Origin of the sequence: Vibrio sp. B183, assembly GCF_000740665.1 — a bacterium.
Taxonomy (GTDB): domain Bacteria; phylum Pseudomonadota; class Gammaproteobacteria; order Enterobacterales; family Vibrionaceae; genus Vibrio; species Vibrio coralliilyticus.
Map to the genome: position 1 here is coordinate 1 of NZ_JPQB01000041.1, position 12,420 is coordinate 12,420.

The 12,420-nt window shown below is 44.6% G+C and carries 15 protein-coding genes and 2 pseudogenes; 13 read left to right on the plus strand and 4 right to left on the minus strand.

Annotated elements, in window-relative coordinates; all coding sequences use genetic code 11:
• Positions 1-265: 265 nt before the first annotated feature.
• A pseudogene (gene istB, locus IX95_RS25315) lies at positions 266-890 on the plus strand (IS21-like element helper ATPase IstB); the annotation flags it as partial.
• Between the two features lie 336 nt (positions 891-1,226).
• Here istB and IX95_RS25320 read toward each other — a convergent pair.
• From IX95_RS25320 to IX95_RS25335, 4 genes and pseudogenes are all read right to left on the minus strand, one after another.
• Positions 1,227-2,690, minus strand: a complete 1,464-nt coding sequence (locus tag IX95_RS25320) for a leukocidin family pore-forming toxin (protein ID WP_038165076.1) — start codon at positions 2,688-2,690, stop codon at positions 1,227-1,229.
• 4 nt (positions 2,691-2,694) lie between these two features.
• The gene (locus IX95_RS25325; protein WP_038165079.1) at positions 2,695-3,174 is read right to left on the minus strand and encodes a hypothetical protein; all 480 of its coding nucleotides are present in this window, start codon (positions 3,172-3,174) and stop codon (positions 2,695-2,697) included.
• A gap of 235 nt (positions 3,175-3,409) precedes the next feature.
• Positions 3,410-4,309 (minus strand): annotated as a pseudogene (locus IX95_RS25330) (IS630 family transposase).
• A gap of 1,172 nt (positions 4,310-5,481) precedes the next feature.
• Entirely contained in the window at positions 5,482-6,057 is a 576-nt protein-coding gene (locus IX95_RS25335; RefSeq protein WP_038165082.1) for a recombinase family protein, read from the minus strand.
• 269 nt (positions 6,058-6,326) lie between these two features.
• Here IX95_RS25335 and IX95_RS25340 point away from each other — a divergent pair, with 269 nt between their 5' ends.
• From IX95_RS25340 to IX95_RS25385, 12 genes are all read left to right on the plus strand, one after another.
• On the plus strand, positions 6,327-6,725 hold the full coding sequence (locus IX95_RS25340) for a hypothetical protein (RefSeq protein ID WP_152562076.1): 399 nt from the start codon (positions 6,327-6,329) through the stop codon (positions 6,723-6,725).
• A gap of 139 nt (positions 6,726-6,864) precedes the next feature.
• Positions 6,865-7,092, plus strand: a complete 228-nt coding sequence (locus IX95_RS25345) for a hypothetical protein (protein WP_038165086.1) — start codon at positions 6,865-6,867, stop codon at positions 7,090-7,092.
• Positions 7,093-7,096: 4 nt separating this feature from the next.
• Entirely contained in the window at positions 7,097-7,369 is a 273-nt protein-coding gene (locus tag IX95_RS25350; protein ID WP_038165089.1) for a hypothetical protein, read from the plus strand.
• Positions 7,370-7,626: 257 nt separating this feature from the next.
• Positions 7,627-7,854, plus strand: coding sequence for a hypothetical protein (locus IX95_RS26450; protein ID WP_152562077.1), 228 nt, complete (start codon positions 7,627-7,629; stop codon positions 7,852-7,854).
• Positions 7,855-7,944: 90 nt separating this feature from the next.
• Complete coding sequence (locus IX95_RS25355; RefSeq protein WP_038165092.1) at positions 7,945-8,247, plus strand: hypothetical protein; 303 nt, start codon at positions 7,945-7,947, stop codon at positions 8,245-8,247.
• 110 nt (positions 8,248-8,357) lie between these two features.
• Positions 8,358-8,879, plus strand: a complete 522-nt coding sequence (locus tag IX95_RS25360) for a hypothetical protein (RefSeq protein WP_038165095.1) — start codon at positions 8,358-8,360, stop codon at positions 8,877-8,879.
• 55 nt (positions 8,880-8,934) lie between these two features.
• On the plus strand, positions 8,935-9,120 hold the full coding sequence (locus tag IX95_RS25365) for a hypothetical protein (RefSeq protein WP_038165098.1): 186 nt from the start codon (positions 8,935-8,937) through the stop codon (positions 9,118-9,120).
• Positions 9,121-9,131: 11 nt separating this feature from the next.
• Positions 9,132-9,389, plus strand: coding sequence for a hypothetical protein (locus IX95_RS25370; protein ID WP_038165101.1), 258 nt, complete (start codon positions 9,132-9,134; stop codon positions 9,387-9,389).
• Between the two features lie 3 nt (positions 9,390-9,392).
• A complete protein-coding gene (locus tag IX95_RS26570) occupies positions 9,393-9,566 on the plus strand; it encodes a hypothetical protein (RefSeq protein ID WP_160175009.1) in 174 nt (57 codons plus the stop codon).
• Between the two features lie 486 nt (positions 9,567-10,052).
• A complete protein-coding gene (locus tag IX95_RS25375) occupies positions 10,053-10,841 on the plus strand; it encodes a tyrosine-type recombinase/integrase (RefSeq protein ID WP_038165104.1) in 789 nt (262 codons plus the stop codon).
• A 164-nt stretch (positions 10,842-11,005) separates the two neighbouring features.
• The gene (locus tag IX95_RS25380; RefSeq protein WP_038165106.1) at positions 11,006-11,191 is read left to right on the plus strand and encodes a hypothetical protein; all 186 of its coding nucleotides are present in this window, start codon (positions 11,006-11,008) and stop codon (positions 11,189-11,191) included.
• Positions 11,192-11,359: 168 nt separating this feature from the next.
• Positions 11,360-12,109 (plus strand): hypothetical protein, encoded by a 750-nt coding sequence (locus IX95_RS25385; protein WP_038165108.1) that lies wholly within the window; start codon positions 11,360-11,362, stop codon positions 12,107-12,109.
• The last annotated feature ends 311 nt before the right edge of the window (positions 12,110-12,420 follow it).

Here is a 12,420-nt window from a genome sequence, read left to right on the forward strand (position 1 = left end):
TCTGGGCTGAAAGTTCTTCTCGTACGCTTTGTCATAATTCCACCTGTTGTGTACGAGGTGCATTCTAACACCTCTAATCAGGTGGCCAAATTCACTATGCCACTACATATCTACACATGACGGGCTTCTTCGATAGTGAGAGTGGTGTTGCTAATGCGGGTAAGTACGTTGATTCGTTTTTGAATTACGGGGTTTTACCTGTTGCTTGGTTGCTTATTGCAGTTCAAGCATGGCAAGTCTACAAAAATCGAAATTAGGGGGTAGCACACGAGCAGCGCTAACTAAGTTCGCCAGCTTCCCTATGGACAAAACGTTTGACGACTATGACTTCAAGTTCGCAACAGGTGCCCCAAGGAAGCAGCTCAAGGAGCTAACAGGGTTAGCTCCTTGAGCGAAAGGAAAACGTAGTACTACTTGGTCCAAGTGGTGTCGGCAAGAGCCATCTAGCAGTGAGCCTTGGTCAACTAGCAGTACAAAAGGGCTTAAAGACACGGTTCATCACAGCCGCGGACTTAATGCTTCAACTGTCTACAGCGAAACCTCAGGGCAAACTTGAAAGCTACTTGAGACGAAGCGTGCTTGCGCCAAAGCTCCTTATCGTGGATGAAATAGGCTATCTACCGTTCGGCAGAGAAGAAGCTAACTTGTTCTTCAACGTCATCGCTAAACGATATGAGCAAGGCAGCATTATCGTAACCAGTAACTTGCCGTTCTCTCAATGGTCAAATGCGTTCGCCGACGAGACGACACTGACGGCGGTATTACTGGATAGGCTTCTTCATTACTCGCACATCGTACAAATCAGTGGAGAAAGCTACCGATTACGGGGAAAGAAGGCAGCTGGAACCATACCAACGGTTCTAGAAAATCTATCTGAAAGTAGAAGTTAATTACGTGGGTGGGTCAGTTTTACTTCGGCGATAACGCCAATAAGTGGGTCAATTTTAAACTGGCGTTGACAACACCTTTATCAAAACGGGTAACTCTCCATTTTTCAAATCAAATGGTCAGGTCTGGTCAGAACTAATTCAAAGAAGATTCCCCCGGGCATGCCCGGGGTACTTACCATGACAACGCCAAAGCGTTGACCAAAATTACAAACCGCTAACGCTGTAATTTTGGAATTGTCATTCATCCACAGGTAACCCCGTGGTTTTCTGTATTCACAGAATAAAAAACAAGTAGCTATTTACCTGGCTTTGTTCCTTCTCTAATTTTTAATAAGTTTAGAAGTTTACATTTACAACACGAGGCTCAAGCTCTTGGAGATAAGAACGGCCTGGAGAAGTAAAGCCCGAAGGGTGTGCTTCTCCAACATCTGGGTTAGGATGATTTACAAGATGAGTAAGTACTCGATTTCTTCCATCCGAACCGAAAAGAAAGTTTTCAAGTTGATTTCTATTCCACTGCCAACGCTGGGCATTTGATGAACCGCAATCTCTAACAACAAGCCTTGTATCATCATCACCTAACTCCAAACATTGATTCACACCAATACCACTTCTGTACTGACCTTGACTATTTAACGACCATACTTGTGATTTTTTAGAACTAGCGCACTCTCTGAACTCCAGGAGATAATTTGCATTCATTAAGTTGGAAGGGTTAGTTACTGCTTCTAAACAACTATTACGGGTACGCAAGCTTTGGATTCGCACGGTAGTATTGGCACCAAAGATTGGATGTGCCCAGTCAACTTCAACATCGGTAGATGCTTCTATTTTTCTGCCATTAACAAAACCATTAGCTTTATATACCATTGGACCGGAAAAGCCAGTAAAGTCATCCCACAGTCCTTCTCCACGTAAAGTGCCTGTTTGCATAGCGAAGGATATATTAAAACTACTTTTGCCATTCTCTGATGGATCAACATCAAAGCTTGCACCAAAGTTAGGCGTAAAGTTAGCATAAGCAATCGGACTAAACTTTCCTAAGTCAAATACATTTTGACCAAAACGTTCTAAGGTAAACCTTCTTACATTCGGTAATGAAATTCTGCTTTCACATCCACCACCAGAAGGCACTCTAAGATATGCGCCTCCGCACCCTTCTAAAGTAGTATTAATAAAGCTCACCCTAAACTGTCCACTCGAAGTACTATTGTTAGTTCTGTATTCGTTGGTGCTGAATTGCAGGCGATTTAGAGTCGTTCTGGATGTACTGGAGCCAACATCAGTTGATAATTTAGGGCCGGAACTATCCACCTGCACTCCAAAGGATGCATTGGTGCCAAACGTGGTAGAGTAACGTTCGTCAAAGTTAAACTCTTTATTAGTATTGCGTGGCGCATGCTGAAATAGTTCTACGGGTCTGCCGCTAGGCGTTATTTTTATATCATATTCGCTAACCGCACCATGTACTTCTTGAAAGCCACCTTCAAACCTGGCATTGATAGATGGATTGCTTGTAGTGCCTAACCTATCCACAGAGTGAAAGCCCGAGCCAGATCTTGCATTATCTACTACAAAGCGAACAATCTTCTTATTTACAGTACGTCCTCCGTTAGTGCTTGAAGGAATAGAGCGAAATTGTTCCATCAGTACACTAAAGTTAATTGTTGCACCACCTTGATTAGTACTAACAGTTATGACACGAGATAAAACCGGATTGTAGTCTTCAGCAAACGCAGAAAAAGAGCCTGTTAATGAAGCCAATACGGCAGCGCTTACAAGAGTTATTTTTCTTTTCATGCTTTTAGCCCTTATAGTCAAAGTTAGTGGTTAATGAATCTAAAATAGTTTGTTCTAACGTTGCTTCATCATCTGGCTCATCTGGGTGACCCTCAATCAAGTTGGTCACAGACTCACCTTTGGATAGCCCATTAATCACTACAGGTGATGACACACCAATTCCGGTTAAATGTTTTGACTTTGCTTTACGCTCTTCGTCTGAGGCAAAGTTAGTAAGATCCAGTACCACCAGCCCGTTGTTGATAATGCTTTTTCTTACTTCACTCAGCTCACTTTCCGTTGCCGAGGCCACATCTACATACAAAATATCAGTTGCACTTTGTTGGCCAGAGTAATGCACAAGTTCTTGCTTGAAGTGGCTGGAGATCTTATTAGCTATTTCTCCCTGATTACCGACTACCAATACATCTGCATATGACTGCCCCATCAATAAACTTGACAGCACAGCCAGCGTTTTAATTGGTTTAAATAATTGCTTTCCCATAATTTACCTCATTATAATTTGTTAACTCTTATTGAAAAGATTCCCCCGGACATGCCTGGGGTATTTACCGTGACAACGCTAAAGCGTTAACCAAAATTATGAACAGATTACGCTGTAATTTTGGAATTGGTATTCATCCACAAGTAACCCCGTGGTTTTCTGTGGATGAATAAAATTCAGCAGTTCCATCTAGATGTAGATTGCTGAAATTAAAAACTTATATACCTATACCGAATCAACTTGAAGATGCAGGCTTGAGAACCTGAAAATTATCATTGATTCGAGATGCCAAATCACCTGCGATCTCGGGAAGAGTCACAGAAAAAATTAGTCTATTACCGCCTTGAAGTCACGTTTCCTTTTGAAATAAACGTTGTTCCTCGACCTATCATTCATGACTTTCCATAGCCGCTCTATCGGTTTGAGGTTTGGACTGTAAGGTGGAAGATAATGCAGCTCAATATTAAGTACGAATGCCGCATTTTTGACTAAGTCACTGCGGTGATATCCAGCACCATCTAAGATGATATGGAGTTTATGGGCTAACGGGTAACTCTCTCTTAACTTGCAAAAAACGAACGATAGTTTCACTGTTAATGCTCTCATAGTCGTCAACAATGGTTGCACCAATATCCGACAGGTTCAGTGCGCCAATAATGTTTAACCGGCTACGATTACCCGTTGTTTCAATCACTTTATCTTGACCAGTATGTATCCAGCCATGAGATATTTTGGTGGATAATGTTGGGTGAACTGCATTGATAAAGACTATCGACTCATCCTCGCCACAACTGGCCTTTAGCGCTTCGTAAGCATCTATGAAAGCTTGCTGTTTCGCTTCATCAAACTTGTGTGGAACGCCTTTCGGTTGCTTGTAGCTAAAACCATTGTGGTGAAGCCATTTGTTCATGCAAGAAACCGTGTAATCAAGTCCAAATATCTCTTTAACGTAGTCGCTGAGGTGACGTGTAACGGTCGATTCATGAATGCGAAGAGCTTGAGTAATCATGGGCTGACTCCAACCCTCGGAAGCCAGAAAAACGGCTTTTATACGGTCGCACACTCGACTATCACGCTCAGTGTCGTGCATCTGTTCGAGTTGCTGCTTTTGTTGAGAATTCAGTGCAATAATCATGGTGCGTAGTATGTCCTGATTTTATTAAAATCACGGGTATAAGTCACTATCAGCCTCAAGCGTACTATTGGTTAAAGCGGATGTTGACATTACCAAAATGGGTAAAAAAGTTGCTATGGACTTTAAATTAATAATATAAATTTCCTAGTGATTGAGATTAAATCTAATATTTAATGAGACAAATCTTTACTCATCCATCCAAACAATCCTTAATACAATGGAAGGGGTTTTATAATGACCCATTCATCTCGAATTAGATAGCTATAGACTCCATTAAAATATTTCTTAGTTTTTATTTTAATAAATCACTGCAATAACCATTAATTAAAATTAATATATCTATATAAAACAGAAATTGATAGGAGCAGTCAATGAAAAATAGGCTATAACCATCATTTTTAATTCATTAAAAATAAAATAAAAGATCTTTATTCCAATTTATAAAATATGATCACGCAACCCTAGAGCCTATCCCAAAAGGGATTTATTCCAAACAATGAAGCGGCGTTTTTCAAGATAGTTGTCACTGGTTGTTTGTTAATTAAGCAACCTCTTTTTCTGGATTTAGATGAACGTCACCAACTGGTTTGTAGTTCCTGATTTCTCCTGACCAACGTTCAGGATTTTGCTCTCGGCTTACCTCTAGGACTGCCGCTCTTATCTTATAACAAGAGACGAGTGGATAGTTTCCTATATCAAAGTAAGCGCATTCTACTGCGTTGGTTTAACCGAAGAGGTGGAAAGAAACAAATGACATGGTCAAGGTTTGTTACCATCTTGGACATAATCCGATTTCCACGTAGAGAGTGGTTTAAGGCAAAATCTGTGCTTTAACGTTCACTGAAAATGGCGCGGGGACGCCTGTTTATTCGGGAGCCGGATGCGGTAGTTCCGCACGTCCGGTTCTGAGAGGGTTCGGCCTAGGTAACTAGGCCGTTCTACTCGCACAAAACCCCGATTACGAGTATCTGCATTAGCAACGGAAATTTCGGCGTTTCCGGCGTAGAACCCCTAAATACGCGTCCTTTCAAAAGTTGGCGGTTATCGCAGCTACCCGGTCACTCCCTCTTTTTGAGCAGTCCCATAAAACAGTCGTTTTATGGGACTGTTTTTTTTTCGATGATGCGTCACGAGTGTAAATTACAGGATTATTTGGCAGGCTTCTTACAACATTATTTGGCCGATTCAGAATCTTTATTCGCTTCTTTGATATAGGCATAAAGGGTGGGTTTTGAAATCCCCATCATGGTGCATATTTTACTAATAGGCGTTTCCTTTTCATTATAGAGTTTGATGGCTAGCTGGCGTTTGTCATCATCAAGCGCTTTAGGCCTTCCTCCAATGCGACCTCTTGCTCTGGCTGCTTTTAGACCAGCTTGTGTTCTTTCTTGGATAAGATTACGTTCAAATTCCGCTAGGGCACCAAAGAGGTGGAATGTCAGTTTCCCTGCTGGAGTTGAGGTATCGATCACTTCATGAAGACTTTGCAATGCGATCCCATTTTCATCAAGCCATTTAGACCATTCAATTAGGTCTTTTAGAGATCGGCCTAACCGGTCAAGTCGCCAAACGACGAAGGTATCGCCAGAGCGAAGCATTTCTTTCGCCTTATTCAGTTTTGGTCGAGCGGCTACCGAGCCACTTACCGTATCAATGAATATTTTTTCACACCCTGCCGATCGCAGAGCATCTTCCTGAAGGTTAGGGTTTTGATCGAGCGTTGAGACACGAGCATATCCTATTTTCACTTCACTCCTCCTCAAAAGGTAAATAAACTCGATATGACGACATATAAATTGACTTTGATTTCATTACTGAGTAATTTAACAGCTTTCCATGGTGTAAAACAGCATTTTTTCGTTTATCGACGGATGGGTAAGAAAACCCTCGTTTATTTAACCACTGAATGTGACCGACATGACTCTAGATAATGAACAAGCTTTAGTCAGATACCACCACCTACAACCTCATATAGAAGAGGGTGTCCCTCTGTCTCAACTTGCAGGGGGAAATGGTTGTGTTTAATTTTATTATTAGATTACTAGGGGGCGTACCGTCTTCGCTCCATGAATCATTACAAGCTCGATTTAATGAGAAAGAAATCGAACTACAGTCTTACAAGCAGTTTGCGGAGACAATCAACAAGTATCACGGTAGCTCTGAGGCTTGGAAGGCTCAGCAAGAGTTTAGGCAATTAATGCGTGATTGTGATAGGCCAGTCTACAAAGATGAAGCTTTTAACTTTTCTCAAGAGTCTTTAATTGACGATTATTTAGGGAGGGTGGTTGATGGTGTTAAAACGCTTGTAGATACCGTGCCTTCGAATCTTGTAGGTCAAGAAATCTATCAGAATGAAGATAGGCTTTCAGTAGCGAGAGGCGTTGATTATTTAGCAGAACCGCGCAATGGTAAATAGATAAGGTGAACTGGCGGAGGCTCATTTTTCTATGAACCTGCCTACAAACCGATAGCTTACTTTCTGAAAGAGCGTGGTTACAACGTTCTAAGTTTCCATACGACTATTGAAAGCTAGAAACGAATATTAAGGAAAAGGCATGCAGTATGAAACAGATCCAAAAGGGTTGTCATGGCCTATCAAGCCTTCACTCCTCATTGATGACATTGCCGCTGGAAGGATGAACATTTCTTTATCACCAGAGATTCCGATATCTTCTTTTTCACTTAAGCAATCATACGCAAATATGACGTTTAAGGGTGAAGCGAAAGAAAAATGGATCGAGGTACTTCGTGATATTGCTGACGAACTGGAAAAGCAGAGGTAAAGGCATGAAACAGCAATTTAACGCTTTAATTACGGAGTGTTTCTCAAAGCTTGGGCAGTTAGGCATTGAGATCGAAGGTAAGGAAATGCTACTTGAAGACCTTGTAGTAAGTGACTGGCAAAGTAAAGTCTTGGAATGGGCTGCGAGTGGTAGGCCGTTGGGAGTATCTTTTGTGGCGAACAAAGAACTCATACTAGAAGACTTGGAGCAAGTGCTACTACCTTATGGGTTTACAAAAGAGGCGGCATTAGCCCTTTTGCATAGTTTAAGGGGATAGTAAGCCAGTGATTTTTAAAGGGGCACTTATTGGACTTTTGGTCGGGTGTGTGATGGCAGTTATCGCATTCACAACCAGTTCAACAATAGAAGAGGCAATCACTACGCATATGTATAGTATTGGTTTCGCACTTCTGTTTGTCATTACTTTGCTGTTTGCACTAAAGAAAATCAGAAACTTAAACAGGTAGGGAAAGTGCCCTATTCTGAACTGAAGAAAATAACGCACCAAAATGCTGATAACGAGGGGTAATTAAAATGTCGCGAAAAACAACGTTACTATCCGAATGCGGTTGCAGTCTTGTTCTAGTCGAAGAACTGGATGCCAATGGAGCCGTGTTGTCTACCTCATACGAAGTGATCGATGTCGATGGGAATGTCAAACCATATTCTAGCAAGGATGAGGCTAGGGCTGCTTATGCGAATCGGGTTTACGAAGCAGAACAGCGTTTGAGTATTTCAAGCTCACCTAGTATGGGAATGTGATAGAAAATAAGTGGTTGGTGAGACAATCAATAAGCTCCGTCACCAGCGAGTAACGCAAGCGTTGGTGACTGTCTACAATGAGGTTGGATTATGGTGCCAGGTCTGCAAGTCGCGATTGACGCCCTACACAAAAAAAATGAAGAAGTGGCTCAGGCGAAAGAAAACGTTCTTGAAGCGGCAAGGCATTATATTGAGCAAGATAGTATTCGAGAAGAACGTTTTAAGCGAGCGTCTGAGTTATATTGGCATTGTGATGAAGTCAGTACTGCGATGATTTGTGAGATTTTCTACATCAAGTCAATCAAGAAAAAAGGCTTTGAAAGTATCGTTCAACATGCGGCTCCCGCTTACACCAAAGTATGCCGTCAATGCCAAGCAGAGAGCACAGTCTAGGCGTCCTCACATCGTAATAAACAAGAATTGGAGCTCGACTCTTACCACTACTTATGCCAGGAGTGCTCACCCAAGCCTATCATTTATCATGAATAAGCTAAGGGACTGCCATGCTCAAGCTATGTAAAAAATTGGGGTTTGGCCACACTCCCTTATCTGACATCGACACCGTGTATCGAGATAACGACATCACGTTTTCGCACTGTGATAAAAACACCATGCCTCTAGAGCCGTTTGCGTATGTGCTTATTGATACGAAAAAGTGGGACCAGGCTTGGCAAGCTGACGCCATCCGGTACCTCCCTCGACACCTTACCGATTTGTATTTTAACGAGCAATTGTGGTCGCCTGGTGATGCGATTGCTAAAGCAAGAGATAAGATAGGTTCAATACGGCAATACCTTGAGCAGGACCGGCAAATTTGGTGCCCTGTATTCACCCCTGATGTTGATCTGCCGCTCTCCATTGGGGATGGCCGACATCGGTATTGGGTGGTCCGTGATCTTGCCTTGCCCTATTTTCCTGCGGCTGTGGAAACACGGTATCTCAATCGGCTGCTTAATATGGATGTGCTTTATCACCCAGGGCACTCCGATGTTTTTGACCCGTATCAGTGGCAAGAATGGGCGTAGTGCCTGGTAGGCGAACCAGGAGAGTCATCAACCACACGTTGTAGAGGAGCGCGTAATGCGAAAACGTGGCGTATTAATAGTGGGACTATTGCTGATAGGATGCGAGCAACGCACCGACTTTGACGCTTGCGTTGAATACTACACCAAGTTGGCGCAGCGCGATCCCGCGGTGCCCGAGGCGAATAAAGAAGAGGCGGCGGTTTGGTATATACAGCGAGAGTGTGGGTTAAGCGGTCAGTAGGATGGAAAAATATGGCGGAAACGATTGAACTCGATGAGGCTTTGTTGACGATGCCCGCAAAGCCGGCGTTTGATGGTTATGACCAGGACGGCCATGAAAAAACCGTGGAGGTGTATTTGCTTAAGTTGCTTCTGCAGGACGGTCGGATTTATCACCATCCCCTCATGGGTGAGCGAGCAAAGGTTGAGGCGCTTGAACGGAAAGTGAGAGCCAAAGGTCAAATAAATCTAGAGCATTGGTATCGAGTGAGAGATAAACAAGAGTACTGACGGATGAAAACGAAAATAACGCCAATGGTCAAACGAGCCGAACATGAGCAAACCGAGATTGAACGCTGCTTAACGGCCCCCAATCGTGCCATTTTCAACATGATACGCAAGCACGTCCACCTATTGTGCACGGTTGGATTAGCCGTGTTTATCATCCTGAACAGCATGAAGTCGTGACGAGGTGATGACATGGCTAAGCTTTTGATTATAGTGGCCGCGTTCGTCATTTATGCGCTGGCTTTGCCCGGGTGTCTCTCTTTGCTAATGAGGGGGCAGCTTTTCGGGCAGTGTGTGGGCTAGGCCGTGCACGGACCTAGCACTGACAGCCGCTGAGTCGAAAACCAGAGGGGCAACCTCATACGGGTGTGATGCCCTTCCCTCCTTTACCTTTCAAGTCACCGTGTTGGCTTTTTGGATAGACTCCCCAATCCCCCCTGCCCTGCGCCTTTATCCCATATCTAGTATCGATCGCCAGCTGCAAACCTACTACATCTTGTGGTGGAGGCCGAGCGTGGCCGCGTGCCGGTGCGTGGGTTATTTGGGGGTTTGACCAAAAGCAGATCTTTTCCCAAATCGATTTTGGAAAAAAAGATCTTTTGCCTTCCCCGCCCTGCGGCGTCTAGACTGAGTGCCAGGTTCGATTGATTGCAGGAGCATTTTGATATGTCGGCTTCCCTTTCCCTGGTGTCGTCGCCGTCACCGGTGGCCAGCTTGGCCTCGCCCGTGGACTGGCACGTCCAGGCGCAGTTTCGCAAAGCCATTTTCACCAAGTACCCACAGCTCAATTTGCCGCGTTACCTCCTGGCTCCGGAAATTCGCCAGTTGGCCGCGCTGCCCATCAATCACCATCACCGCATGCTGATGTTGATGCTGTTCAACACCGGTGGCCGCATCAATGAAGTGCTGGACTTAACCCCCAATCGCATCACGCAAACGCCCATCGATGTCGGTGGCCATCGACAGCTCATCACCACCGTGACGCTGCGCACCCTCAAGCAGCAGCGCCGAGGCAAGTCGGGCAACGCCAGCAAAGACGCGTTTCGTGTGGTGACACTCTATGATCCGGATTTTGCGTCAGAATTAATTCGTTACAAGGTCACGTATGGCAAGAACGAACGCTTGCCGCTATTTCGTAATCACGACCCGAGCCATGCGGTACGCGTGCATCCAGGCACCGGTCGCAAGCGTCGCAATGAACAAGCAATCTGTGATCAGACGGCGCGCAACTGGTTAGCCGGTATCGAGCGCCAGGCAAAAGTCGCCGGCATCGAGCTCACCCTCGGGCTGACGCCTCGGGTGCTGAGACACAGCTGCGCCATTCATATGCTGCTCAACGGACTGAGCCGCGAGCAAGTGCGTATTCATCTTGGCCACCGCAGCGAGCGCAACACGGCCATCTACACGCAATTGCTCGGGCTCGATACCAACCTGCTGACCCAGTTCCATTTTTAGGGGGAACCGCAGGGCTGAAAAATTGACTTTTTGGGCGGCGTTTTGGGAAATAAGGTTGATAAAAACACCGTACGGCCTGTGGATAATTCGTAATTTAATAATGGTTTCATGTGCTTATTTTGGTTTGGCTAGGGTTCGTTGCATCATAAATAAAAGCGGATACAATGGAGAGCAGCGAACTACCGATTGTTGATGACGACTTTGTAAGGGCCATTGCGCCCAATGACATCAATAAGAAGGAAACGCGAATGCTCATCTATATCTCTCCCACTGTACTGAACCGCTTACTGTCCCTGCTGCCCTGGTTGCTGCCTCTGCTGTTGTCGGAGGAGGTGTTGCCGTTTTTATAACGTGGTCTCGGTTGTGCTCCCCTGCTCGGTGATGGGCAGGGGAATGTCACACGGACTTCGAGTGGTTTGGTCCACGACACCTAGATGGCTTACTCTCTGCACGTTTGCTGACAAAGTGTGGTAGGTTAAAAGATCTAATTGTAATGCGCGATGAAAGGACGCTCTGATATGCATGCCATTCGAACCGATATCCAAACATTGAATAAGCAAAACCCTGCCCCGTTCTCAGGGGATATTATCCATAACTACGGCACCTATTTGAGGACGCATGAACTTCATCTTAAGGATCATGCAGACCATTACGTGGCGTCGATCCCGCTTGACCAGGTTGTCGGTATCGATCAGATGTATGGTGACGATGCCACGTGGGGAGAGTGCCTAGAAGGGCGATGGCTTAAACGCCTGGACCGCAGGCTTGCCGAGTTAGAAAACCATCCTCAGTATTATTTATCCGAAGAGGAATTGCACAACCTGTCCTTTATCAAGATTGAAGACAAGTATTTCATTCGCGCGGGAAAACACCGTACCATTATCGCCCGATTTTTGGCGCACTTTAATCCAGACGTATTCAACGACCGCTCCCCGTTTGCGCTTGCAAAGGTGACGGAGTATTACATTGACACCGAGTTCACTTCCTTTAAAGAGCGATTCGCCGCCGTCGCAGACCATTACCCTTCCTTAACGTTTGAACTCCAACACACCACGAATGAAAACGATCTGCACTTTTTACTGGTCAAAGAAAAAGAGGCCAGTCGAAAAATAGAAGTCTTCAGTCGTGCTCAGGCTTTTCAGGTACTGGACGCGTTAGAGAACCCATCAATCAAAGCTAAGTGGCAGTCAAGGCATGTGTATAGGAGTAGCAATATTTACTCGTTTATTCCATACCGAACCTGTTTTCAGGCTCTTTTTGGGCAGTAGTAACGCTAACGCCTACCCCAAGTCTTTAGCTTTTACCGCTGTACGCATGGGCCTTTGTCCCTACCTCATGTTGGGGAAAGCCTGGTTATCATGTGTATTTTAGAGAAGCGGAAACACATTGGGGCCACGGCCCCAAACCCCGTTGCTCCTTATTGTCTCTACAAGCTGCGCTTATAGCAGCCAATAAGCGAGCCTAAATTTTTGCATGCAAAATTTATAAATGAGCAGACTAAATCTCAGTTACCCACTTCAGAAAGGATATTCTCAGTACTGAAGTATTACGTTAGGTTGTAGTGGTCAATTAAAATTGG